We start from the raw sequence: 23949 nt of genomic DNA, 5'->3' as shown, positions 1-23949 counted from the left end.
GGTCCGCCTGCAATGTCGGCCGCATGTTACTTGCGGGCTCAAAGGGCGGGCAAGTATGCTGCCAACGTCGTCGGGCCGCAGCCCGGCCGCCATTCAGCCAGACCGCAACGCCGGAAGCTCTCTTGACCGATTCCACGCCCCGGCCTTCGCCGACCGAAAACCACCTCCTGATCACCGCCTATACGACGCATCCGGAATCGCCGCTCCTGTCGGTGACGCGCCGGATCGCGGACAGCGGCTGCAATCTGGTGGACGCGCGGCTGTCCACGGTGGGGCGTGACGTATCGGTGACGGCACTCGCGACCGGTTCGTGGGACGCGGTGGCGAAGCTCGAGGCCATGCTGTCGCGGCTGGAACGCGACGACGGCCTGAAGCTGGTGTTCTACCGCACCGGCCCGAAGGTCGTGCAGTCGAACCTGCTGCCCTACATCGTGGAAGTGGTGGCCGCCGACAAGCCGGGCATCCTGTTCCAGCTAGCCGACTTCTTCGACCGCCAGGGCATCACCATCGAGAACCTGCAGAGCACGCGCTACCGCGCGATGCAGACCGGTGCGGAAATGTTCTCCGCCCAAGTGACGATCGGCGTTCCCGCGAACATGCACATCGCCGCGCTGCGCGACGATTTCCTCGAATTCTGCGACCATCTGAACCTGGACGCGATCATGGATCCGATGAAGTTCTGACGATGACGGCGAAAAGCGCGAAAGCCCTGCCCAAGTCGACATTGAAACTGCCGCTGGCGCTGTCCGGCGGCGAACATTCCCCATCTGCCGCAGGCGCTGCCACCCTCGCCGATTACGCCGGCACCTGGCTGGTTCTCTACTTCTATCCGAAAGACAGCACGCCCGGCTGCACCACCGAAGGCCTGGATTTCAACGCCCTGCTGCCGAAGTTCAAGAAATTGAATGCGACGGTGCTGGGCGTTTCGCGCGACTCGGTGAAATCGCACGACAACTTCTGCGCCAAGCAGGGATTCAAGTTCCCGCTGGTCAGCGATGCCGACGAAGCGCTCTGCAAGGCCTTCGACGTGATCCACGAAAAGAACATGTACGGCCGCAAGGTGCTGGGCGTGGTGCGCAGCACCTTCCTGATCTCGCCCGACAGCCGTATCGCGCAGGAATGGCGCGGCGTGAAGGTTCCCGGCCATGCCGATGCCGTGCTGGACGCGCTGAAGGCCCACCAGTCCCAGTGACGGAATCCTCTTCCACTCCACCCACCATCCCGCGCCGCGGCGGGTCATGGTGGTTCGCTGCTGTCCGCGGAAAAGTCGCCCGTGTTCACACATCTTCCTCGATGAGGTTGCCCGAATGACCCGTAGCAAGCGTATCTATGTGTTGGACACCAACGTGCTGATGCACGACCCCACTGCGTTGTTCAAGTTCGAGGAGCACGACGTCTACCTGCCGATGCAGGTGATCGAGGAACTCGACAACGGCAAGAAGGGCACCTCGGAAGCGAGTCGCAATGCGCGGCAGGTCAGCCGCTTCCTCAACGAACTGGTCGAAGCCTCCGGCCTGGACAACCTGGCGGCCGGCATCCCGCTGATCCAGCCCAACAGCCTGCAGTTGCGCGGCTCGCAGAGCGCCGGCCTGCTGCGCTTCCAGACCAGCCATTTCGAAGCCGGCAAGAGCTTCGGCGCGGTCATCCCGGACAACGCGATCCTCGGCGCGATCCTCGCGCTGAAGGAGCAGGAGCCGGAAATCCCGGTGGTGTTCGTCTCCAAGGACATCAACCTGCGCATCAAGGCGGCGATCGCAGGCATCGTGTCGGAGGACTACGAGAACGATCGCGCGCTCGACGACTTCAGCCTGCTGTACACCGGCGCCGATCCGCTGCCGGAGGACTTCTGGCAGCGTCATGGCAAGGACCTGCGCTCCTGGACCGACAAGGGCCGCACCTACTACGAAGTCCTCATGGCCAAGGACGCCGGCTGGTATCCCAACCAGTTCCTCTACCTGCCGGGCGACGATGAATCGGAGTTCCGCGTCAGCAAGGTGGAGGGCGACAAGGCGACGCTGCAGATCGTCGATGATTTCCGTCACAGCCAGCACGCGGTGTGGGGCATCAATGCGCGCAACCGCGAACAGAACTTCGCACTCAATGCGCTGATGGATCCGGACATCGACTTCGTCACCCTGCTCGGCACCGCCGGCACGGGCAAGACGCTGCTTGCACTCGCCGCCGGCCTGGCACAGACGATGGACCAGCAGCGTTACCGCGAGATCATCATGACCCGCGCCACTGTCAGCGTCGGCGAGGACATCGGCTTCCTGCCCGGTACCGAAGAGGAAAAGATGACGCCGTGGATGGGCGCGCTGACCGACAACTTGGAAGTGCTGACGCACAACCAGGAAGGCGGCGCATGGGGACGCGCGGCGACCAACGATCTGCTCGCGTCGCGCATCAAGATCCGGTCGATGAACTTCATGCGTGGCCGCACGTTCCTGTCGCGCTACCTGATTCTCGACGAGGCGCAGAACCTGACGCCGAAGCAGATGAAGACGCTGATCACCCGCGCCGGCCCGGGCACCAAGATCGTCTGCCTCGGCAACGTGGAGCAGATCGATACGCCCTATCTGACGGAAACGACGTCCGGCCTGACCTACGCGGTGGACCGTTTCAAGAACTGGGCGCACAGCGCGCACATCACGCTGCGCCGTGGCGAGCGTTCGCGTCTGGCGGATTACGCGTCGGAAGTGCTGTAGCGGTACGCCATTGCGGGGCAGGCCACTCCGGCCTGCCCTGCGGCGTGAGCACCGAAGGCTGGAATGCACGATCCCTACACCCCGACACGCTACGCTTCCGATGCCGTACGGACGGAGGATGTCGTGTCGGCGGCCGTTGGCATGCAGTGGTGGCGGATCTTCATCGGCGGACTCGTGCTGTTCGTAGTGCTGACGACCTGGCATACCGTTGCCGCCTTTCTGACATCAATGCTGGCGATCGAAGCTGTGCTGGATCGTGGTGAGTTCGGCAGCGCCACCATCGTCAGGATGATCGCCGATTTCTTGTTTGCCACGTTCGCGTATTGGGCGTTCTCGGCGAGCATCCGCCGGTGGCGCCTGCTACATGTGCTACTGGCCTGTGGCTGGGCACAGGCGATGGGTGGCGCCCTTTTGTGGATTCTGGTGGATCGGTCTCTCGATTACCGGGGCTGGAATTACTGGGTGCCCGTAGTGATGCCGGTCCTGGCGGGCTGGGCGCTGACACGCTGGTGGCCCGGGCGCAGTAATCCCCCTCTGCGTTTCCGCCGGTAACCTCATCATGGGCCTCCACCTTCCCCGTTGGGTCTGGATCGGCGCGGTGACGCTGGCCTGCGTGGCGGGCATGGTCAACGTCATCGGCTACCTGGGGTTCGAGCACCAGGCGGTCAGCCACCTCACCGGCACCACCAGTCTGCTGGGAGCGGCGATCGCGCACGGCGATCTGCGCGCCGTGATGCACCTGTGGGGCGTGCTGATCGCGTTCTGCTTCGGCGCCATGCTCAGCGGCCTGATCATCCAGGACCAGACCTTGCAGCTGGGCCGCCGCTACGGCGTGGTGCTGGCGCTGGAAGCCGCCCTGCTGCTGGCGGCGATCCCGCTGTTCAAACAGGAACAGATCTGGGGCGCTTTGTTGGCCGCCGTGGCTTGCGGCCTGCAGAACGCCATGGTCACCACCTACAGCGGCGCCGCCGTGCGCACGACACACCTGAGCGGCATGTTCACCGACCTCGGCATCGGGCTGGGTCACCTGTTGCGCGGCATGCCACTGCAGGTGCGCCGCCTGACGCTGAGCGGCCTCATCATCAGCGGCTTCCTCGGCGGCGGCGTGCTCGGCGCATGGCTGTACCGCCACTTCGCGTACGACGCGTTGCTGGCCCCTGCCCTGCTGACCGGCGGCACCGGCGTCGGCTACGTGCTGTTTCGCCAATGGCAACGTTCGAGGACGCCCGCCCCCTGAGCCGGCGGCGCCACACGCCCGCGTACGGATGGCACAATCCGCGCATGACAGCTCCCTCCGTGGTTTCCGCCCTGACCATCGCCGGTTCCGATTCCGGTGGTGGCGCCGGCATCCAGGCCGACCTCAAGACCTTCGCCGCGCATCGGGTGCACGGCCTCTCGGCCATCGCCGCACTCACCGCGCAGCACACCCGTGGCGTGACCGCGGTGAACGTGCCGTCGATGGACTTCCTGCGGGCACAACTGGATGCCTGTTTCGACGACTTCGATATCCACGCAGTGAAGCTGGGCATGCTGGCCACCGCCGAGGTGATCGGCGTCGTGGCGGACGCGTTGCGCGCCCATGCGCCGATGGCCATCGTGGTCGATCCCGTGATGGTCGCCACCAGCGGCGCCAAGCTGCTTGAAGACAGCGCATTGCACGCGTTGCGAACGCAAGTGTTGCCGCTCGCGGATGTAGTGACACCCAACCTGCCCGAGGCCGAACTGCTGCTGGGCCGCGCCATCACCGATGCGCCGGCGATGCGCACGGCCGCGAACGACCTGCTGGCGCTGGGCGCACGCGCGGTGTTCCTCAAAGGGGGCCACCTACCCGATGACGGTGACGTGGTGGACCTCTACGTCGATGCGGAGGGCCTGACGGAAACAGCGCACCCGCGCCTGTCGCTTGAAGCCCATGGCACGGGGTGCACGCTGGCCTCCGCCATCGCCGCGCGTCGTGCGCAGGGCATGTCGATGAAGGAGGCCTGCCTGGCTGCGTCCGACTATGTGCACGCCGCGCTGCGCGGCGGCTATCGGCCAGGACGCAGCGACATCGTCGTGCTGGACCACATCGGCGCGGCGCCCCTCGCATGAACGCCATCGATCAGCCCGTCCTCCACGAAGAGATTCCCCTGCAGTCGCAGGACGGTCACGCCTACACGCTGATCGCCCGCATTCCGGCCGACGCGTCGTCCGCCCTGCTCTGGGTTCCCGCCTTGGGCGTTGCCGCGCGCCATTACCTGCCGTTCGCGGACGCGCTCGCGTCAAGCGGCGTCGCGGTGTTCGTGCACGAATGGCGCGGTAACGGCAGCAGTTCACTGCGGGCCGGCCGACGCGCCGACTGGGGCTACCGCGACCTGGTGGGCACGGACCTGCCGCTCAGTCACCAGGCGCTGCGCAACCGGCTGCCCGGCGTGCCGCATCGCATCGGTGGACACAGCCTGGGCGGACAATTGGCGGCCTGCCATGCAGGCCAGGTGCCGGACGACTTCGCCGCGATCTGGCTTGTCGGCAGCGGCACGCCGTACTGGCGCACGTTTCCGGCACCGCAGGGTTACGCGTTGCCGTTCTTCTACCAGTTCGCGCCGTGGCTCGCGCGCGCCTGCGGCGCATTGCCCGGCCGGCGGCTGGGTTTCGGCGGCGATGAAGCACGTGGCCTAATCCGCGACTGGGCGCGGGTGGGACTCAGCGGACGTTACCGCGCCGCCGGCTGGCCGGTGGATCTGGAAGCCGGCATGCGTACGGTGCAAGCCCCTGTGCACGGCGTGCTGTTCGACGACGACTGGCTGGCGCCGGAAAGCTCGCTGCGTGCACTGATGGCGAAACTGCCGAACAGCCCCGCGCACGTCACGATGCTGCATCACGCCGCACTGGGAACGCGGGCCGACCATTTCGCGTGGATGAAACAGCCGCAGGCGGTGGTCGACGCCCTGCTCGCCTGAGTAGACGCGTCAGCAGCCCACCACGATGCAGTCACGACCCTGCGCCTTCGCCCGGTACAGGGCACTGTCGGCGCTGTTGATCCAGTCCGACACCGAGCCGATGCCCGCATGCGACTCGGCCAGGCCGATGCTGACCGTGCAGCGCAGGCCCCGCGCGGAGAACGCGCAGGCAGCGACCTGTCGCCGCAGGCGCTCCGCCGCGACGATGGCCTCCTCCCAGCGCGTATCCGGCATCACCACGCCGAACTCGTCGCCGCCGTAGCGCCCGCCGGTATCGACGTCGCGCAGGCAGGCTTTCAGCAGCCGCGCGAACTCCTCCACGACTTCATCGCCGACGGTATGACCATAGCCATCGTTGATGTCCTTGAAGCGGTCGATGTCGATCAGCACCAGCACGGCGGTGCGCCCGACGCGCTGGTAGCGCTTGAGTTCGTTCGTCGCCGCGTGCAACCACTGCTGGCGGTTCATCAGCCCCGTGGCGGCATCGAAGCGCGCCATCTTTTCCAGCAGGTCCTTCTGCTGCCGCGCCTTGCGTGCCAGCGAATGCGTGGCGACGCCGATCGCCATCGGATAGATCGCCAGGAACGGCAGGCAGGCCAGCACTACCGGATAGCTGGTGTAAGGCTCGAACGCGAACCCCCACGCGGCGCTCGCCGCGAGGCAGGTCAGCACCATCGCACCCAGCGTGCGCACGCCGAAGCGGCCACCGCCGATGATCACCTTGTCCATCGTCAGCATCACCGCCAGCAGCACGCTGGGCAGCGCGTCGAAGTGCATGGCCGCGATCCAGAAGCCACCCATGGCCGCGTCGAAGGTCAGGTTCTGGAACTCGGCCCGCAGCGGCTCGCTGCGCTGCGTCTTCACCCGCAGGTAGGCCAGGTGCGGCCACAGGAAGCCGTTGGCGACCAGCAGCGCCCACAAGGCGGGCGACGCCGTGTGTTCGTACAGCACGGCGCCCACGCACAGGAAGCCCAGCCCCAGCCCCAGCGCCCGCATCCGGTACATGCGCAGGCCGTAGCGTGAGCGGTTCTGTTCCGCCATGTCGCGCGCAGCGTCGGAAGGCAAGCGGATCCCGGCGAGGTGGAATCCGCCGATTTTCGGCCAATCGCTTCCGTGTCGCCAGCCTGCGACGCCCCGCCGCGCCGACGCTTATGCCAACCCGGTCACGTTCGCGATCACGCCGCGGGGTAGCCCTGCGGATTCTGCGACTGCCAGCGCCAGGCATCGCGGCACATGGCATCGACGCCCAGTTCGGCACGCCAGCCGAGTACCCGGTTGGCCAACGACGGGTCGGCGTAGACCTCGGCCACGTCGCCCGCGCGACGCGCGACGATCTGGTAGGGAATCTCGCGCTCGGCGGCACCGGCGAACGCCTTCACCAGTTGCAGCACGCTCACGCCCTGGCCGGTGCCCAGGTTCACCGTCAGGTTGCGCTTTTCGCGCACCAGGAAGTCCAGTGCGTCCGCGTGCGCGCGCGCCAGGTCCATCACGTGGATGTAATCGCGCACGCCGGTACCGTCGGCCGTGGGCCAGTCGCCCCCGAACACGCTGAGATGGTCGCGCCGCCCCACGGCCACCTGGCAGATGTACGGCATCAGGTTGTTGGGGATGCCGGTGGGATCCTCGCCGATCAGGCCGGACGCATGGGCGCCGACCGGATTGAAGTAGCGCAGGTTGGCGGCGTGGAATCCGGCATCGCTGCTGCAGAGGTCGCCGATCAGCTCCTCCATCACCAGCTTGGTCCGTCCGTAGGGATTGGTGACCTGCAGGCGTGCGTCCTCGCGCACCGGCACGCTGCTGGGATCGCCATAGACCGTTGCGGAGGAGCTGAACACCAGGCGCTTGACGCCCGCCGACTGCATGCCGTGCAGCAGGTTGAGCGTTCCGCTGATGTTGTTGTGGAAATAGTCCAGCGGACGTTCGCAGGATTCGCCCACCGCCTTCAGCGCCGCGAAATGCACCACGGCATCGAAGTGCTGCCGCGCGAAGAACCCGGTCACGGCCTCGCGATCGCGCAGGTCCAGCGGCTGGAACGGCACCGGGTGGCCGGTGATCTGCTGCAGGCGGGCAAGCACGCCCGGCGCGCTGTTGCTGAAATTGTCGGCCACCACCACATCGTGGCCACGCTCGACGAGCACAACATAGGTATGCGCGCCGATGTAGCCTGCGCCACCGCACAACAGGATCCGCATGTCGACTCCCCGGTCGCTGGTCGCCCGGCCCGCTGGCCGGCCGTCATGGATCTGGTACGCAGGCGGCGACGCAATCAGGCCATCCGCATGGCGTGTCCTCTGCGCGGGGCTTTGCACGTTGATCGACTCGATACCGGGCCGGCAGCGGTAACGCCTCGGCATGCCGCCCTATAGACTCTTCAACCAATAGCTGCACACAGGGGATCCCACATTGATGAACGCTCCTTTGCCCACCCTGGACCAGGCCAGGATCGCCGTGATCGGACTGGGCTACGTCGGGCTGCCGCTGGCCGCGTCTTTCGGCCGCAAGTACCCCACGCTCGGCTTCGACATCAATCGCAAGCGCGTGGCGGAGCTGCGCAACCACGAGGACCACACGCTGGAAGTCAGCGCCGACGAACTGCGCGACACCCCGTTGCTGACCTTCAGCGATGATCCGGCCGACCTTGCCGGCTGCAATGTGTTCATCATCACCGTCCCCACTCCGATCGACGACTACAAGCGTCCCGACCTGCATCCGCTGGAGTCAGCCAGCCGCACGGTCGGCCGTGCCATCGGCAAGGGCGCGGTCGCCATCTACGAATCCACCGTGTACCCGGGTGCGACCGAGGAAACCTGCGTTCCGATCATCGAACGCGAATCCGGCCTGCGCTTCAACCAGGACTTCTACGCCGGCTACAGCCCCGAGCGCATCAATCCCGGCGACAAGCAGCACCGCCTGGAAACCATCATGAAGGTCACCTCGGGCTCCACCCCCGAAGTCGCCGACTTCGTCGACGCGCTGTACGGCAGCATCATCACCGCCGGCACGCACAAGGCCAGCAGCATCCGCGTGGCCGAAGCCGCCAAGGTCATCGAGAACACCCAGCGCGACGTCAACATCGCGCTGATCAACGAACTGGCGCTGATCTTCCACCGACTGGGCATCGACACCCACGAGGTACTGGAAGCCGCAGGCACCAAGTGGAACTTCCTGCCGTTCCGTCCCGGTTTGGTCGGTGGCCACTGCATCGGCGTGGATCCCTACTACCTGACCCACAAGGCGCAGCAGATCGGTTACCACCCGGACGTCATCCTGGCCGGACGCCGCATCAACGACGGCATGGGCAGCCATGTCGCGCGCCGCGTGGCCAAGCTGATGGCCCGGCAGAACCTGCCCACCGCCGGCGCCAAGGTGCTGGTGCTGGGCCTGGCGTTCAAGGAGAACTGCCCGGACGTACGCAACACGCGCGTGGTGGACATCGTGTCCGAACTGCGCAGCTACAACGCGCAGGTTGACGTGCATGACCCATGGGTGAACGCGGACGAGGCACGCCACGAATACGGGCTGGAGTTGGTGGCAGAGCCACAGGCGGGACAGTACGATGCGGTGATCCTGGCGGTCGCGCACCGGGAATTCACCGAGCGCGGTGCCGATGGCGTTCGTGCCCTTGGCAAGCCCGGCGCCGTGGTCTTCGACGTGAAGCGGACCCTGCCCCGCCACGCCGTCGACGACTGCCTGTAATCCTTCCCCCTGCACGAGACTCCTGATGCGCGTTCTGGTCACCGGCGCCGCCGGCTTCATCGGCTCCCATCTCAGCCATCGCCTGCTCGACCGCGGCGATGAAGTGCTGGGCTACGACAACCTCAACGACTACTACGACCCCACGCTGAAGGAAGCGCGCCTGGCACGGCTGCTGCCGAAGGACGGGTTCCGCTTCGTGCGCGACTCGCTGGAGGACCGCGCCGCACTGGAGGCCGCGTTCGACGAGTTCAAGCCCCAGCGCGTGGTGAACCTGGCCGCGCAGGCTGGCGTGCGCTATTCGCTGGAGAATCCACACGCGTACATCGACAGCAACATCGTCGGCTTCACCAACATCCTGGAAGCCTGCCGTCATCGTGGCGTCGAGCACCTGGTCTATGCCTCGTCCAGCTCGGTCTACGGCGCGAACCGCAAACTGCCGTTCGCGGTGGAGGACAGCGTCGACCATCCGGTCAGCCTGTACGCCGCCACCAAGAAGGCCAATGAGCTGATGGCGCATACCTACAGCCATCTGTTCGGGCTGCCGACCACGGGGCTGCGCTTCTTCACCGTGTACGGCCCGTGGGGCCGTCCGGACATGGCGCTGTTCTTGTTCACCAAGAACATCCTCGAAGGCAAGCCCATCGACGTGTTCAACCACGGCCGCCACACGCGCGACTTCACCTTCGTCGACGACATCGTCGAGGGCGTGATCCGCACGCTGGACACCGTGCCCGGCCCCGACCCGACCTACGACCCGCTGCTGCCGAACCCCGGCTCGTCCAGCGCGCCGTGGCGCGTGTACAACATCGGCAACCACCAGCCAGTCGAACTGCTCCGCTACATCGAGGTGCTCGAGGAGTGCCTGGGCCGCAAGGCCGAGAAGCGCCTGCTGCCCATGCAGCCCGGCGACGTCCCGGATACCTGCGCCGACGTCGAGGCGCTCCGCCGCGATACCGGCTACCACCCGTCCACGTCGATCGAAACCGGCGTGCGCCGGTTCGTGGACTGGTACCGGGAGTTCTACCGGGTCTGATCGAAATCCCCTGTGCCCGGGTGGCCGGGCGCGGGCGTTGCCTGCGTTATAGAAGGCAATCCGCAACAACCCAGGGGATGATCGATGAACCGCACTTTCGCCGGCCTTCTGGCCGTCGTCCTGGCGCTCCTGCTCGCCGGCTGCGCCTCCGGCAACGCCGGCAGCAAGACCGCTCCGCCGCAACAGGCGAGCACCGCCGTCGAGAACTACCAGATCGGCGTGGACGACATCGTCCAGGTCTCGGTCTGGCGCAACCCGGAACTGGGCATCACCGTGCCGGTGCGCCCGGACGGCATGATCTCGGTCCCGCTGGTGGGCGACATCGCCGCCGCCGGCCGCAGCCCCGCCGAAGTGGCCCAGGACATCCAGGGCAAGCTGTCCGCCTTCGTGCGCGACCCGCAGGTGGCGGTGATCCTGACCGAACTGCGCAGCCACGAGTACCTGTCCCGCGTGCGCGTCACCGGTGCGGTCCGCCAGCCGGTCTCGATCCCCTACCGCCCGGGCATGACGGTGCTGGATGCCGTGCTCGCCGCCGGTGGCGTCACCGAGTTCGCCGCGCCGGACCGCTCCAACCTGTACCGCAAGACCCCCAACGCCACCCAGAGCTATGCGGTGCGGCTGGACCGCATCCTCAACCGGGGTGACCTGAGCACCAACTTCACGGTCGCCCCCGGCGACGTGATCACCGTACCGGAACGCGTCCTGTGAACCAGTCTGCTGCCTGGGGAGCGCCCGAAGAGGGGCGCTCCATGTTCGATGTCGTGCCCGTGGCCAGCAAGGAGTTCAAGCGCCGCGCCGTGCTGCTGGCGGGCCTGTTCGCCGGCATCGCCCTGCTCGGGCTGGTCCTCGGCATGATGCTGCCCAAGAAGTACACCTCCTCGACGATCATCCTGGTCGAGGACCGCAACATCATCGCGCCGCTGATGGAAGGCCGCGCCGTGGCCACCAGCGTGGTCGACCGCGCCAGCATCCTGCGCGAGGTCGCCTTCAGCCGCCGCGTCATGGAGGAGATCCTCAAGACCGGTGGCTGGATGGTGGACAACCCCACCCCGCTGGAGCAGGACAAGCTGATCGAGAAGATCATCGACCGCACCAGCATCAGCAATCCGCGCGCCAACCTGATCGAGATCGCCTACAGCGATTCCGATGCCGAACGCGCCTACGAGATCACCCGTCGCTTCGCCGAACTGGTCATCCAGGAAAGCCTGGCCACCAAGGAGCGCGAGAGCAGCGAGGCCTATGCGTTCATCGATTCGCAGGTGAACCAGTACCACGCCAAGCTGACCAGCGCGGAAACCGGTCTGGAAGACTTCCGCCAGAACACGCCCGACGCGCGGCCCGGCACCGACGTGGACGTCAACGCCCGCATCGGCGAACTGCGCCGCATCATCGAAGGCGCGCGCATGGAGCTGATCGACCTGCGTTCGCAGGAAGCCGCCCTGCAGTCGCAGCTGTCCGGCGAAAGCGAGATCACGCTGGTGCAGACCCGTGCCGGCCAGTTCCGTGCCCGCCTGGCCGAGCTGCAGTCCGAGCGCGACCGCCTGCTGCTGCAGTACACCGAGCAGCATCCGGACGTGGTCCGCGTGCAGCACCAGATTCGCGACGTGGAAGAGGACTTGCGCCGCGAGGAATCCGCGCCGCGCACCGCCGGTACCGCGCTGGACGGTCCGGCGGCCTTCAATCCGCTGTACGGCGAACTCCGCAGCAAGCTGGCCGAAGCGCGCCGCCGCAGTGGCGCCACCGCCGCACGCATCGCCACGGCCGAGCAGATGCTGGCCAGCGAGATGACGCGGAGCAACCGCATCGCCTCGTCCGAAAGCACGCTGGCCGAGCTGACCCGCGACTACGAGGTCAACCGCGACCTGTACCAGGACCTGCTGAAGCGCCGCGAGAACGCACGCGTGTCGATGAACCTCGACGCCGAGCAGCGCGGCCTGAGCTTCCGCATCCAGGAGCCGGCGCAGATGCCGCTGCGTCCCAGCGGCCTGCGTGTCATGCACGTGGCCGGTGCCGGCCTGGCGCTGGCGCTGCTGGTGCCGCTGGGCGTGCTGTTCGCGCTGATCAAGCTGGACCCGCGCGTGCGCTCGCCGCTGCAGATCGAACGCGAGGCCGGCCTGCCCGTCCTCGGCACGATGCCGGCCTACCTGACCGGCCGCCGCCGCCGCAAGGCGCTGCGCCGCTACAGCCTGGCCGCTTCGCTGTTCCTCGCCGTGCCACTGCTGTACGGCCTGACCTATACGCTGAAGGTGATGGAAGTCCTATGAGCAACTCGATCCGCCCGCTCAGCGACGAGCCCCAGGGCGACCATGACGGTCACGTGGCGAGCCGCTCCATCGCGCCGCGTACGCCCGCCACCGCGCTGAGCCCGCTGCAGCTGGAAGACCGCGCCACCATCTACCGCAGCGATGCCGCCCGTCGCGAGGTGGATGCCTTCCGCGAACTGCGCACGCAGCTGCTCTCGGTGGCCGAAGGCAACTTCATCACCCTGGTCACGCCCGTGAGTCCCGGCAGCGGCGGCAGCTTCGTCGCCCGCAACCTGGCCGTGGCGGTCGCGTTCGACGAGACGAAGAGCGCGCTGCTGATCGACTGCGACCTGCGCCAGCCCACCCAGGACCGCACCATGAAGCTGGCCGCGGAAGGCGGCGGGCTGGTCGACTACCTGGAAGACCAGGAACGCACCACCGAAAGCGTGCTGTACGACACCGGCGTGCCGCGCCTGCGGCTGCTGCCGGCCGGCCGTACGCGCGAAACCGGCGCGGAGTACTTCTCGTCGTTCCGCATGCGCCTGCTGCTGGACTCGCTGCGCAGCCGCTATCCGAACTGCCACCTGTTCCTCGACGCGCCGCCGGTACGCGGCGCGCCGGACGCCCGCATCCTGTCGGAGCTCGCCGACGTGGTGGTGCTGGTCGCCGGCTACGGGCGCGATACGCCGGCGGCCATCGCGCAGGCCGCGGCGAACTTCGATCCCAAGAAGTTCGCCGGCGTCGTGTTCAACGAAGGCGTCTGACACCACTGCGTACGGAGGAAACCATGGCCATGTCCCGCCACAGCACTCGCCGTTCCCTTTCCGCACGCAAGCGCGTCCTGTGCGCGGCGCTCGCGACCGCCCTGCCGGTGGGCGCGCAGGCCGCGCGCCTGGAATACGACATCAGCATGCGCTACATGCACAGCGACAACATCGTGCTGCAGGCGGCCAACGAGATCAGTGAGGACATCCTGTCGCCGCAGGTCCGGTTCGACCTGACCCACGACAGCTCCGTGCTCACCACGCGCCTGCGCGGCAACGTGCAGTACCTGGACTACATGGACGACGTCTACGAGGACGACACCCGTGGCGAGTTCGCCGGCGAACTGGAGTGGACCGTCCTGCCCGAACGCCTGATGTTCTACGCACGCGACTCGCTGAGCGAGCAGTCGGTGGATTCGCTGGCCGCGTTCACCCCGGGCAACCAGCAGAAGATCAACGTCTTCGAAGGTGGCCCCACGCTGATGGCCCGCTTCGGCGAGAACATGCGCGGCCAGATCGACCTGCGCTACACCAACAGCTGGGCGGAAGAGACCGAGACCTTCAACAGCGACCGTTTTTCGGCCGCGGCGCGGCTGGCACGCGCACTCGGCGCGACCGATGCGCTGGTGTTCAACCTGGAAGCCAGCCAGACCGAATACGACACCATCGCCGAGTTCTACAACTACAAGCGCTACGACGCCTACGCCACCTACATGAGCGAGCTGTCCAAGCTCAGCCTGGACATCAGCGCCGGTTACTCGCGCCTGAAACCGGAAGGCGCCGACGGCACCTCCAGCGCGCTCTTCCGCGGTTACGCGGGCTGGCAGGTCGCGCCGCGCAGCCAGCTGAGTGCGCGCGCCAGCTACCAGTTCGGCGACGCCTCGCAGGACTTGATCCAGCGCGTCGGCGCCCCGGGCGAGCCGACCGATCCCGGCGATCCGGGCGGTCCCATCGTCGGCCAGCCCGGCGATCCCAACCTGCAGATCATCCCGGACACCTTCAAGCAGCGCCGCGTGAGCCTGGGCTACGAATTCACCGGCGAACGCCTGTCGGTGCTGGCGGAACCGTACTTCGAACAGTTGCGCTATATCCGCGACGACAGCTTCGATGCCGAGAATTCCGGCATCTCGATCAGCGCGCGCTACGGGCTGACGGCGCGCCTGAGCCTGACCGGCGTGGCGCAGCGCTACAAGCGCGAGTTCACCAACATCGCGCGCGACGACGCCGACACCATCCTCGGGGCGGGACTGGCCATGCGCTTCAGTCGCCACTGGGGTGCGCAGTTCGACTACCGCCACCGCAAGCGCGACAGCTCGATCGGCAGCCAGGACTATGTCGAGAACGTGGTGGTGCTGTCGGTCACGTACTACCGTTGACACGGCCGCGCGATGCCCTCTCCCACGCCTATCGCCGCAGAACCCGGCCCTGTCGTCGCGCTGATGTACCACGCGCTGCACACGGGCGCGACACCCGCCGGGCAGGATCCGCACTACACGCTCGCGGCGGACGACTTCGACCTGCAGATGCAGGAGATCGCCGCGTCCGGTGGCGGCAGCAGCGCCGCGACGCTGCTGCAGGGCACGTCGCGTGCGCGCATCGTGGTGACCTTCGATGACGGCCACGTCAGCAACCATGCCGTCGCGCTGCCGCTGCTGACCCGCCACGGCATCAGCGCCGACTTCTTCATCAATCCCGCCACCGTCGGCACCGCCGGCTTCCTGGACTGGAACCAGCTGCGCGAGATGAACGACGCCGGCATGTCGATCCAGTCGCACGGCTACGACCACGTCTACCTTACGCAGCTCGACGGACAGCGCCTGCGGCAGACGCTGAAGGCCGCGCGCGACGAGATCGAACAGCAGGTCGGCGCCGCCGTGACCCTGCTGGCACCGCCTGGTGGACGCATGCCCCGTGACCTGCTGTCCATTGCGCAGGAATGCGGGTACACGCATGTGCTGTCTTCCGAACCCGGCGTGCTGGCCGCGGCCGATGGCGCCAGCCGCCCGCTGCCACGCATGGCGATGACGGCGGCCACCGGGCACCTGACGTTCCAGCGCTGGATCCGCCGCGATCACGTCGCGATCGGTCACGAGCGCTTGCGCTACCGCGGACTCGCCTTCGCCAAGCGGATGCTGGGCGACACCGGGTACGAGCGCCTGCGCGCGGTGGCACTGAGTGCACTGGGGAGGGGCGCGTGACGATCGTGTTCTGGGCGTCGCTGGCGCTGGTCGCGTTCGCCTATGCCGGCTACCCGCTGCTGATGGCGCTGCTGGCCCGCCTCCGGCCACGTCCGGTGAAGGCCGGTGGCGCGCTGCCGATGATCGACGTGCTGCTGGTCGTGCACAACGGCATGCGCGAACTTCCCGCGAAGCTCGACAACCTGCTGGCGCTGGACTATCCGGCCGACCGCCTGCGCATCAACGTGGCCTGCGATGGCTGCACCGACGGCAGCGACCGCTTCGCCGCCGAGCGCGATCCCGCGCGGATCCGGGTCTTCGCGTTTTCGGAACGGCGCGGCAAGTCGGCGTGCCTCGGCAACGTGGTGCCGCTGCTCGATGCGGAGATCGTGCTGTTCAACGACGTGCGGCAGCGGATCGATGCCGGTGCCGCGCGCGCGCTGGTGGCGGTGCTGGCCGACCCGACGGTGGGCGCGGCCAGCGGCGAGCTGGTGCTGGAAGCCCGTGACGGCTATGGCCAAGGGGTCGATGCCTACTGGCGCTACGAAAAGGCGATCCGGCGACTGGAGAGCGCCAGCGGTTCGCTGGTCGGCGCCACCGGTGCCCTGTATGCCGCGCGACGCACGCTGATCCCGGCCGTCCCGCCCGGCATCGTGCTGGACGACATGTGGATTCCGCTGGGCATCGCGGCGTCGGGCCATCGCACGGTATTCGTGCCGACCGCGCTGGCCTTCGACCGCACCTCCGACAACCCGGCCGACGAAGAGCGGCGCAAGCGGCGCACGCTGGCCGGCAATTTCCAGCTGATGCACCTGCGCCCCGCGCTTGCCATTCCGGGTGCGCATCCGCTGGCTTGGCGCCTGTGGGGCCACAAGTGGCTGCGCCTGCTGGCGCCCTGGCTGCTCGCGCTCGCGCTGCTCGCGAACGTGTTCCTCGCCTTGCGCGGTGGCGTGCTGTACCCGCTGCTGCTCGCACTGCAGCTCGCCGGCTACGCGACCGCCCTGCTGGGGCGCGGCTGGCCCCGCCTGGCCACCCTGCTGCCGGTACGGCTGGCGGTGGCGTTCCTCAGCCTCAACACCAGTGCCATGCTCGCCCTCGCCGATTACCTGCGTGACCCCGAGGCGCACCTGTGGCAGACCACCCGATTGGAAGACGCTCGCCGATGACTGCGACACCTCCCCTGCAACGCGCCGTCTACGTGGTGTCGTTGTTTCCCTGCTGGTCGGAGACGTTCATCGTCCGCGAGATCACTGCGCTGATCGAGAACGGCGTGGACGTGCGGATCATCTCGCTCAAGAAGCCCTCCGAAACGCTGGTGCAGGCCGATGCGCAGGCGCTGATGGACCGGGTGCGGCATCCCGGCTCGCCGTTGCACGCGCTCTGGGGTGCGGCGAAGGCGTTCGTGCGCAACCCGGCCGCCGTGCTGTCCACCCTGGCGACCGTGGTCGCCGGCACGTGGCGCTCGCCGTCGGTGCTGGCCAAGTCGCTGGCGGCATGGCTGCGCGGACTGGAACACATCGACTGGCTGCGCGACTTCGATCCGCAGGTCCTGCACGCGCACTGGGCCACCTATCCGTCCACGGCGGCCTGGACGCTGTCGCGCGTGCTGCGACTGCCGTTCGGTTTCACCTGCCACGCCCACGACATCTTCATCGAACGGCAACTGATCGCGCGCAAGATCCAGGATGCCGCGGTCGCGGTGACCATCTCGCGCTTCAATGTGGACTGGCTCAGCCAACGCGAAACCGCGCAGGCGCGCGAAAAGCTGCAGGTCATCCACTGCGGCGTGGACCTGCGCGCCAATCCGTGGCAGCCGGACGGACGTGCGCCGCAGCAGATCCTCACCGTCGGCCGGCTGGACCCTATCAAGGGCTTCGCCACGCTGGTGGAGGCACTGGCCCTGCTGGCCCAGCGCGGCGTCGACTTCCAGTGCCGCCTGCTGGGGTCCGGCCCGCTGGATGCGTCGCTCCGTTCGCTCGCGCAGGCGCGCGGCGTGGCGGACCGGATCGAGTTCTGCGGCGCGCAGCCGCAGGACGTGGTGCGTCGCTGGATGGGCGAGGCGTCGCTGTTCGTGCTGCCGTCGGAAGTCGCGCCGGATGGCAACCGCGACGGCATCCCGGTGGCCCTGATGGAAGCCATGGCCACGGGCTGCCCGGTCGTCAGCACCCGCGTGTCGGGCATTCCCGAACTGGTGGAACACGAGACCAGCGGCCTGCTGGTCGATGAGAAGCAACCGGTCGCGCTGGCCGATGCGATGCAGCGTCTGCTCGAGGACGCCGCGCTGCGCCGGCAGGTCGTCGGCGGTGCGCGCGAGAAGGTCGAGCGCGAGTTCGACGCCCGCAAGGAAGCCCGTCGCCTGCAGGACCTGATGGAGGGCATCGCGCATGCAACCTAGGAAATTGCTCGTCGTGAGCGACGAAATGGAAGTGGGCGGCAGCCAGCGCCAGATCACCTACCTGCTCGGCGGCCTGGACCGGCGGCAGTGGCAGCCGGAACTGGTGTTCTTCCGCAAGGAATCGTTCCTGGTGCGCGATCTGCGCGCGCAGGGCATCGTGGTCCACCACGTCCCCAAGCGCGGCCGGCTGGACCTGCGCTTCGTGCTGGCCTACGCGGCGCTGCTGCGGCGCGAGCGTTACGACCTGGTGCATGCGTTCTCGCTCACCGCCGAACTGTGGACGATCGTGGCGGGCTGGCTGGCACGCCGTCGGTCGCCGCTGGTGGCGTCGATCCGCGGCCTGTACCTGGACGAGTCCGAGCGCTTCTGGCGCATCAAGCGCTTCATCCTGTCGCGCTCCGCGGCGGTGATCGCCAACGCGCGGGCCGGCGCGGTCGCCGCGGCGAAACGCGCGGGCGTGCCGGTGACCAACATCGACGTCGTGCCGAACGGACTGATCCCGCCGGACGCCCTGCCGCCCGGCCAGCGCGACCTCCTGCGCCAGGCCATCGGCGTGCCGGCGGAACGCCCGTTTGCGCTGTTCGTCGGTCGCCTGGTGAAGGAAAAGAACCTGGCCTGCCTGATGCGCGCGCTTGCCCGGATCCCCACGGACCAACGACCATGGGTGGCATTGGCCGGCAACGGTCCGCTGCGTGGCGACATCGATGCGATGCGCGAGGCGGCCGGTCTGGACGCCGATGTACGTTTCCTAGGCGAACGCAAGGACACTGCCGCACTGATGCAATCCGCCGATTTCCTGGTCCTCCCCTCCTCCTACGAAGGCATGTCGAACGTTCTCATGGAAGCCATGGCGGCCGGATGCCCGGTGGTCGCGTCCGATGTGGGCGGCAATCCCGAGCTGGTCGAGGATGGCGTCACCGGCCTGCTCTTCCCCAGCGACGACGCCGACGCGCTCGCGCGTTGCCTGCAGACGATGGGCAGCGACAAGGCGCTGCGCCTGCGCCTGTCGCAGCAGGCCGCACAGGTCGCCCGCCAACGCTATTCGGTGGAGCAGCTCGTGCGCTCGACGACCCGCGTCTACGAGCGTTGCCTGGATGCGCGCGCCCCGCGCGCCGGCGATGTGCCGCTGTCCACCCTCGGCTCCACCCGGGACGACGCATGAGCTCTGCCGGTTCCCTGTGCGAAGACTTCATCCTGGCGAGCGGACCGCAGGCCGAGGCGTGGCTGGCCGGCAAGGCGGGTCTGCAGACGCTGGCGCTGGGCGATGGCACGTTGCACGCCGCGGTCAGTGCGGGCGTCCGCCACGGACGCCACGCGAACGGCCGTCACTGGCTGGCGATCGCCGACCTGGTGACCGGCCAGCTGGACGACGCCGCCGGCGACAGTGCGTCGACCGCCCCGCAGCGCCACTGGCGTGGCCGCTTCGCGTTCGCCAGCTGGCAGCCCGGACAGGCTGGCGTCAGCGCGTTCATTGATCACTTCGGTTCGTTGCCGCTGTTCTGGTACCGCCGCGACGGCCACTTCGCCGTGGCCACCGATCTCCGCCTGCTGCTGGATGCCCCCGGCATCGGCAACGACGTGGACCTGACCGCGGTCTATCACTACCTCAACTTCACCTGCATCCCGGCGCCGCTGACGATCCACCGCGACATCCGCCGCGTCGAGCCGGGATCGGTGCTGACGCTCGACCATGCGGCCGAACGCAGCGAGCGCTACTACCTGCCGGAATACCCGGCCGACCTGCAGGGTAGCGACACACAGCTCGCGCACGATCTGCGCGACCGCATGATCGCGACCGTGCAGGACTTCCGTCCGCACACCGACGGCGACTGGGGCTGCTTCCTCAGCGGCGGCACCGACAGCAGCAGCATCGTCAGCATCCTGGCGCGCCAGGGCGGCTCGCAGGTGCACAGCTGCTCCATCGGCTTCCCCGAAGCCGGTTACGACGAACTGGATTTCGCGCGCCTGGCCAGCGAGGCCTGCGGTGCGCAGCCGCACCTGGCCAAGGTCGACCGCCACCGCGCGCTCGGCCTGCTGGATTCGGTGATCGACGCCTACGACCAGCCGTTCGGCAATGCCTCGGCGGTGCCGACGCTGGCCTGCGCGGAACTCGGCCAGAGCCAGGGCTTCGCCACCATGCTGGGCGGCGACGGCGGCGACGAAATCTTCGGCGGCAACCAGCGCTACGCGAAGGACAAGGTGATGGAGGCGTTCTACCGGCTTCCGTCGCCGCTGAAAGCCGCCGCGCGCGCCATCGGCGACACCGTCGGCGGCGGACACGTGCACGTGCTCAACCGCGTTCAGAACTTCACCCGTCGCGGCTCGCTGCCGAATCCGGACCGGTTCTACACGGACGATTCCTTCGCCTCGGATTTCTATGGCGACCTGCTGACGCCCACGTTCCGCGCACAGGTGCCGCAGGACGCGTCGCTGGATTTCATGCGCGGCGTGTATGCGACCGGTCCGCGCACCGAACCGCTGCACCAGATCATGCGCCTGGACCTGCTGATGGCCATCGCGCAGAACGATCTGGTCAAGGTCCATCGCGCCTGCCGCCACCATGGCGTGTCGGTGCGCTTCCCGTACCTGGACCCGGCTCTGGTCGACTACTGCGGCCGCCTGGCGGCGCACTACAAGGTGCGCGGCCTGAAGAAGCGCTACCTGTTCAAGCAGGCCGTCGCCGACATCCTGCCGACCGAGATCCTGCGCAAGCGCAAGCAGGGCTTCGGCCTGCCGATCGCCATCTGGATGAAGGAAGACCCCGCCCTGCAGGCGCGCGTCCGCGACGTGCTGCTGGATGAGCGCACGCGCGAGCGCGGCTGGGTCAACCCGGCCTTCATCGAACGCCTGGTCAACCTGCACATGGCCGGCGGCTGGGACCACTCCAACGCGCTCTGGCAACTGCTGGTACTGGAGTTGTGGATGCGGAGGTACATGGATGGCCGCTGAGGCGCTGCGCGTGCTGATGGTGATGGAAGCCGCGTATCCGGCGCACAAGGGCGGTGGCGCGGAAGCGCAGGTGCGTACGCTGTCGCGCGGCCTGCGCGCGCGCGGTCATCGCGTGACCATCCTCGTGCCGCGGTTGCCGTGGGCATCGCCGGCGAAGGTCGAACGCGTGGACGGTGCGGTCGTCTGCCGCCTGTCGTTCCCGCGCCTGCCGCTGCTGGCCAGTCCGTTGCTGTGGCTGCGCACGATCGCGTTCCTCTACGCCCGCCGCCATCGCTACGACGCCTGGCATGTCCACATCGCCCACCGCATGGCCGCGATCTGCGCCGTGATGGGACAGTGGCTGGACAAGCGCGTGCTGACCAAGGTGTCCGGCTGGTGGGAGCTCGAGAAGGGCACGCTGGCCCCGCGCACCGGGCTGGTCGACACACTGGCCCAGCATGCCCTGCGCCGCACCGAAAGCTGGCAGGCCATCAGCCGGCGCATCGCGCGCACGCTGGAAGCGCGTGGCATTCCGCCCGAACGCATCATCGCCCTGCCCAATGCGGTGGACACCCGCCGGTTCGCCGACATCCAGCGCGATGCCGCCCTGCCCGCGCGTTTCGTGTTCATCGGTCGCCTGGAAGCGGAGAAGGGATTGAACGTACTGCTGGACGCCTTTTCGGATATCGCCCACAGCCATCCCCAGGCCAGCCTGCTGCTGGTCGGCACGGGCCGGCTGGAATCGACGCTGAAGGAGCGCGTCAGCGCGCTCGGCCTTGAGGGCCGCGTCGACTTCGCCGGTCATCGCGACGACATCGAGCGGCCGCTGGCCGAAGGCAACATCGGCGTGCTGACCTCGCGCATCGAAGGCCTGTCCAACACCCTGCTGGAATCGATGGCCTCGGGCCTGCCGATGATCGCCAGCCGCATCAGCGGCAACGAGGACTTCGTGCGCCCGGGCGAGAACGGCTGGCTGTTCGAACCCGGCGATCGCGCCGGCCTGTCGGCCTGCCTCGACCAGGCCGCCGCGCTGGACGGCACCGCACGCAGCGCCATGGGCGAGGCCGCGCGCGCGACCGTGCGCAACACCGCGGGACTGGACCAGGTGCTCAACCGCCTGGTGCAGCTGTATCGCGGCGAGCGCCACGTCGCCCACGGTGCCCCCGCGCCCAACGGGAACGCCTGACATGTGCGGCATCGCAGGCCTCGTGGTCGCTCCCGGCCAGCCCGCGCCCGACCCGGCGCTGGGCCGGCGCATGAACACCGTCATCCATCATCGCGGCCCCGACGACGAAGGGCTGCACCACGACGAGCGCGCCCTGCTGGGCATGCGCCGCCTGTCGATCATCGATGTCGGCGGCGGCCACCAGCCCATGTACGGCGCCGATCGTCAGGTCTGCATCGTCTTCAACGGCGAGATCTACAACTACCGCGAACTGCGCGAAGGCCTGGAACGCGACGGCCATGGCTTCGCCAGCCAGAGCGACACCGAGGTGATCCTGCAGGGCTACCTGCGCGATGGCGTCGGCATTTTCGCCAAGCTGGACGGTATGTTCGGTGTCGCCATCTGGGACCGCCGCACGCAGGAGCTGGTGCTCGCCCGCGACCGCCTGGGCGAGAAGCCGCTCTACTACGCGCACGACGATCGCCGCGTGCTGTTCGGGTCGGAACTGAAGTCGCTGCTGCAATCGCCCGACTGCCCGCGCGACCTCAACAACGATGCGCTGCGTGCGTACCTGACGTACGGCTACGTGCCCTGCCCGCACAGCGTGTTTTCCGGTGTCCACAAGCTGCCGCCCGCGCACTTCCTGCGCTATCGCGACGGCCAGGTCAGCCTGCAGCGCTACTGGCAGCCCAGCCTGTCGCCGAAGATCACGCTCGACGAAGCCGAAGCCTCGCAGCAGCTGGAAGAGCTGCTCGACCGCGCGGTCGCGAGCCGGCTGGTCTCCGATGTTCCGTTCGGCGCCTTCCTCAGCGGCGGCCTGGATTCCAGCACCGTCGTCGCGCTGATGGCGCGTCACCTGGGCCAGCCGGTGAAGACCTTCACCATCGGCTTCAAGGAAGCGGCCTACAACGAACTCGACGACGCGCGCCGCGTCGCGAAACACCTGGGCACCGAACACCACGAACTGGTGGTCGAACCGGATGCCGTCGACCTGCTGCAGACCCTGGTCTGGCATTTCGACGAGCCGTTCGCCGACTCCTCCGCGGTACCGACTTTCCTGGTGTCGCAGCTGGCCCGCGAGCACGTGAAGATGGTGCTCACCGGCGACGGTGGCGACGAGATGTTCGGTGGCTACGACCGCTATCTCAAGCTGATGAAGCTTGAGAGCCTGGGCGCGATGCGTGGACCGGTCGCGGCAGGACTGTCGTTGGCTGGCGCGCTGGCACCCAATCCCTACGGCGAACGCATGGCGCGCGTGGGTGAACGTCTCCGCCTGCCGTTCGACGAACGCTACCTGAGTGGCGTGGCCGTCATGCGGCCCGACATCGCGCAACGCCTGCGCCCGCAAGCCGGCGGCAAGGACCATTTCCGCCTGCCGGCGCTCGAACAGCCCGGCAGCGACCTCGGCGCCGGCGACGAAACGCTGGATCGCGCCGTCGCCATCGACCTGCAGAGCTACCTGCCCGACGACATCCTGGTGAAGCTCGACCGGATGGCGATGGCCGCATCGCTGGAAGGGCGCTCGCCGTTCCTGCAGCCGGACCTGGTGCAGTTCGCGCTGTCGCTGCCCGTGCACCTCCGTGTCCGCGACGGTCGTGGCAAGCACCTGCTGCGCGAAGTGGCGGGCAAGTGGCTGCCGCCACGTGCGATCACCAAGCCCAAGCAGGGTTTCGCGATTCCGCTGGCGGACTGGTTCCGCGGCCCGTTGCGCACCCTGGCCGCCGACACGTTCGGCAGCCGCGCGTTCCGCGAACGCGGCCTGCTGCAACCTGCCGCCGCGCAGGCACTGTTGCACGACCACGTGGAACGTAACATCGACCGCAGCGAAGCGCTGTGGCAATCGCTCTGCCTGGAACTGTGGGCACAGCGCTTCCTGGACGGCGACGCCGCCGCCGGAGCCTGAG

The 23949-nt window shown here is 68.0% G+C and carries 22 protein-coding genes; 20 read left to right on the top strand and 2 right to left on the bottom strand.

Going from position 1 to position 23949, the window contains the following annotated elements:
* Nucleotides 1-122 precede the first annotated feature (122 nt).
* From IB225_RS13050 to IB225_RS13020, 7 genes are all read left to right on the top strand, one after another.
* The gene (locus tag IB225_RS13050; protein WP_162336523.1) at nt 123-683 is read left to right on the top strand and encodes a glycine cleavage system protein R; all 561 of its coding nucleotides are present in this window, start codon (nt 123-125) and stop codon (nt 681-683) included.
* Nucleotides 684-685: 2 nt separating this feature from the next.
* A complete protein-coding gene (locus IB225_RS13045; RefSeq protein ID WP_192311643.1) occupies nt 686-1192 on the top strand; it encodes a peroxiredoxin in 507 nt (168 codons plus the stop codon).
* Between the two features lie 115 nt (nt 1193-1307).
* On the top strand, nt 1308-2705 hold the full coding sequence (locus tag IB225_RS13040) for a PhoH family protein (RefSeq protein WP_192311642.1): 1398 nt from the start codon (nt 1308-1310) through the stop codon (nt 2703-2705).
* Between the two features lie 63 nt (nt 2706-2768).
* Nucleotides 2769-3257 carry a hypothetical protein gene (locus IB225_RS13035; RefSeq protein ID WP_192311641.1) on the top strand — a complete coding sequence of 163 codons (489 nt, stop codon included), beginning with the start codon at nt 2769-2771 and terminating at the stop codon, nt 3255-3257.
* A gap of 7 nt (nt 3258-3264) precedes the next feature.
* Nucleotides 3265-3942: a YoaK family protein gene (locus tag IB225_RS13030; protein ID WP_192269244.1), complete on the top strand. Its 678-nt coding sequence runs from the start codon at nt 3265-3267 to the stop codon at nt 3940-3942.
* A gap of 44 nt (nt 3943-3986) precedes the next feature.
* A complete protein-coding gene (gene thiD, locus IB225_RS13025) occupies nt 3987-4796 on the top strand; it encodes a bifunctional hydroxymethylpyrimidine kinase/phosphomethylpyrimidine kinase (RefSeq protein WP_192311640.1) in 810 nt (269 codons plus the stop codon).
* Nucleotides 4793-5644 carry an alpha/beta fold hydrolase gene (locus tag IB225_RS13020; protein ID WP_192311639.1) on the top strand — a complete coding sequence of 284 codons (852 nt, stop codon included), beginning with the start codon at nt 4793-4795 and terminating at the stop codon, nt 5642-5644. The genes thiD and IB225_RS13020 overlap by 4 nt, the downstream gene beginning before the upstream one ends.
* 9 nt (nt 5645-5653) lie before the next feature.
* Here the strand turns inward: IB225_RS13020 and IB225_RS13015 are convergent, their stop codons facing one another.
* Together IB225_RS13015 and galE are read right to left on the bottom strand one after the other, a co-directional pair.
* A complete protein-coding gene (locus IB225_RS13015) occupies nt 5654-6709 on the bottom strand; it encodes a diguanylate cyclase (RefSeq protein WP_192311638.1) in 1056 nt (351 codons plus the stop codon).
* 110 nt (nt 6710-6819) lie between these two features.
* Nucleotides 6820-7836: a UDP-glucose 4-epimerase GalE gene (galE, locus tag IB225_RS13010; RefSeq protein ID WP_192311637.1), complete on the bottom strand. Its 1017-nt coding sequence runs from the start codon at nt 7834-7836 to the stop codon at nt 6820-6822.
* Between the two features lie 214 nt (nt 7837-8050).
* Between galE and IB225_RS13005 the strand changes: the two genes are divergently transcribed.
* The 13 genes from IB225_RS13005 to asnB all read left to right on the top strand — a co-directional run bounded on the left by IB225_RS13005 (nt 8051) and on the right by asnB (nt 23948).
* Nucleotides 8051-9340 (top strand): nucleotide sugar dehydrogenase, encoded by a 1290-nt coding sequence (locus IB225_RS13005; RefSeq protein WP_305076413.1) that lies wholly within the window; start codon nt 8051-8053, stop codon nt 9338-9340.
* 25 nt (nt 9341-9365) lie between these two features.
* Nucleotides 9366-10373 carry an NAD-dependent epimerase gene (locus IB225_RS13000; RefSeq protein WP_192311636.1) on the top strand — a complete coding sequence of 336 codons (1008 nt, stop codon included), beginning with the start codon at nt 9366-9368 and terminating at the stop codon, nt 10371-10373.
* Between the two features lie 84 nt (nt 10374-10457).
* Nucleotides 10458-11081, top strand: coding sequence for an XrtA/PEP-CTERM system exopolysaccharide export protein (locus IB225_RS12995; RefSeq protein WP_192311635.1), 624 nt, complete (start codon nt 10458-10460; stop codon nt 11079-11081).
* A gap of 41 nt (nt 11082-11122) precedes the next feature.
* Entirely contained in the window at nt 11123-12637 is a 1515-nt protein-coding gene (locus tag IB225_RS12990) for an XrtA system polysaccharide chain length determinant (RefSeq protein ID WP_192311634.1), read from the top strand.
* Nucleotides 12634-13380, top strand: a complete 747-nt coding sequence (locus IB225_RS12985; RefSeq protein ID WP_192311633.1) for a polysaccharide biosynthesis protein — start codon at nt 12634-12636, stop codon at nt 13378-13380. The genes IB225_RS12990 and IB225_RS12985 overlap by 4 nt, the downstream gene beginning before the upstream one ends.
* A 29-nt stretch (nt 13381-13409) precedes the next feature.
* Complete coding sequence (locus IB225_RS12980) at nt 13410-14756, top strand: outer membrane beta-barrel protein (RefSeq protein WP_192311632.1); 1347 nt, start codon at nt 13410-13412, stop codon at nt 14754-14756.
* A 12-nt stretch (nt 14757-14768) separates the two neighbouring features.
* The gene (locus IB225_RS12975; protein WP_192311631.1) at nt 14769-15578 is read left to right on the top strand and encodes a polysaccharide deacetylase family protein; all 810 of its coding nucleotides are present in this window, start codon (nt 14769-14771) and stop codon (nt 15576-15578) included.
* Nucleotides 15575-16723 carry a glycosyltransferase family 2 protein gene (locus tag IB225_RS12970; RefSeq protein WP_192311630.1) on the top strand — a complete coding sequence of 383 codons (1149 nt, stop codon included), beginning with the start codon at nt 15575-15577 and terminating at the stop codon, nt 16721-16723. Before IB225_RS12975 ends, IB225_RS12970 begins: the two co-directional genes overlap by 4 nt.
* Entirely contained in the window at nt 16720-17952 is a 1233-nt protein-coding gene (locus IB225_RS12965; protein WP_192311629.1) for a glycosyltransferase, read from the top strand. The genes IB225_RS12970 and IB225_RS12965 overlap by 4 nt, the downstream gene beginning before the upstream one ends.
* Before the next feature lie 13 nt (nt 17953-17965).
* Nucleotides 17966-19114 (top strand): glycosyltransferase, encoded by a 1149-nt coding sequence (locus IB225_RS12960; protein ID WP_192311628.1) that lies wholly within the window; start codon nt 17966-17968, stop codon nt 19112-19114.
* A complete protein-coding gene (locus tag IB225_RS12955; protein ID WP_192311627.1) occupies nt 19111-20901 on the top strand; it encodes an asparagine synthase C-terminal domain-containing protein in 1791 nt (596 codons plus the stop codon). The genes IB225_RS12960 and IB225_RS12955 overlap by 4 nt, the downstream gene beginning before the upstream one ends.
* Complete coding sequence (locus IB225_RS12950) at nt 20891-22066, top strand: glycosyltransferase family 4 protein (protein ID WP_192311626.1); 1176 nt, start codon at nt 20891-20893, stop codon at nt 22064-22066. The genes IB225_RS12955 and IB225_RS12950 overlap by 11 nt, the downstream gene beginning before the upstream one ends.
* Before the next feature lies 1 nt (nt 22067).
* The gene (asnB, locus tag IB225_RS12945; protein WP_192311625.1) at nt 22068-23948 is read left to right on the top strand and encodes an asparagine synthase (glutamine-hydrolyzing); all 1881 of its coding nucleotides are present in this window, start codon (nt 22068-22070) and stop codon (nt 23946-23948) included.
* Nucleotide 23949: the final 1 nt, after the last annotated feature.

The organism is Pseudoxanthomonas sp. PXM02 (genome assembly GCF_014851805.1).
Taxonomy (GTDB): Bacteria; Pseudomonadota; Gammaproteobacteria; order Xanthomonadales; family Xanthomonadaceae; genus Pseudoxanthomonas_A.
Note: the sequence above shows the minus strand (reverse complement) of the source record. Positions and strands in the feature narration are given on the sequence as shown.

Coding starts and splice junctions, on each gene's coding strand:
- IB225_RS13045 (WP_192311643.1), top strand. CDS start 686: ATGACGGCGAAAAGCGCGAAAGCCCTGCCCAAGTCGACATTGAAACTG.
- IB225_RS13040 (WP_192311642.1), top strand. CDS start 1,308: ATGACCCGTAGCAAGCGTATCTATGTGTTGGACACCAACGTGCTGATG.
- IB225_RS13035 (WP_192311641.1), top strand. CDS start 2,769: ATGCACGATCCCTACACCCCGACACGCTACGCTTCCGATGCCGTACGG.
- IB225_RS13030 (WP_192269244.1), top strand. CDS start 3,265: ATGGGCCTCCACCTTCCCCGTTGGGTCTGGATCGGCGCGGTGACGCTG.
- thiD (WP_192311640.1), top strand. CDS start 3,987: ATGACAGCTCCCTCCGTGGTTTCCGCCCTGACCATCGCCGGTTCCGAT.
- IB225_RS13020 (WP_192311639.1), top strand. CDS start 4,793: ATGAACGCCATCGATCAGCCCGTCCTCCACGAAGAGATTCCCCTGCAG.
- galE (WP_192311637.1), bottom strand. CDS start 7,836: ATGCGGATCCTGTTGTGCGGTGGCGCAGGCTACATCGGCGCGCATACC.
- IB225_RS13005 (WP_305076413.1), top strand. CDS start 8,051: ATGAACGCTCCTTTGCCCACCCTGGACCAGGCCAGGATCGCCGTGATC.
- IB225_RS13000 (WP_192311636.1), top strand. CDS start 9,366: ATGCGCGTTCTGGTCACCGGCGCCGCCGGCTTCATCGGCTCCCATCTC.
- IB225_RS12995 (WP_192311635.1), top strand. CDS start 10,458: ATGAACCGCACTTTCGCCGGCCTTCTGGCCGTCGTCCTGGCGCTCCTG.
- IB225_RS12990 (WP_192311634.1), top strand. CDS start 11,123: ATGTTCGATGTCGTGCCCGTGGCCAGCAAGGAGTTCAAGCGCCGCGCC.
- IB225_RS12985 (WP_192311633.1), top strand. CDS start 12,634: ATGAGCAACTCGATCCGCCCGCTCAGCGACGAGCCCCAGGGCGACCAT.
- IB225_RS12980 (WP_192311632.1), top strand. CDS start 13,410: ATGTCCCGCCACAGCACTCGCCGTTCCCTTTCCGCACGCAAGCGCGTC.
- IB225_RS12975 (WP_192311631.1), top strand. CDS start 14,769: ATGCCCTCTCCCACGCCTATCGCCGCAGAACCCGGCCCTGTCGTCGCG.
- IB225_RS12965 (WP_192311629.1), top strand. CDS start 16,720: ATGACTGCGACACCTCCCCTGCAACGCGCCGTCTACGTGGTGTCGTTG.
- IB225_RS12955 (WP_192311627.1), top strand. CDS start 19,111: ATGAGCTCTGCCGGTTCCCTGTGCGAAGACTTCATCCTGGCGAGCGGA.
- IB225_RS12950 (WP_192311626.1), top strand. CDS start 20,891: ATGGCCGCTGAGGCGCTGCGCGTGCTGATGGTGATGGAAGCCGCGTAT.
- asnB (WP_192311625.1), top strand. CDS start 22,068: ATGTGCGGCATCGCAGGCCTCGTGGTCGCTCCCGGCCAGCCCGCGCCC.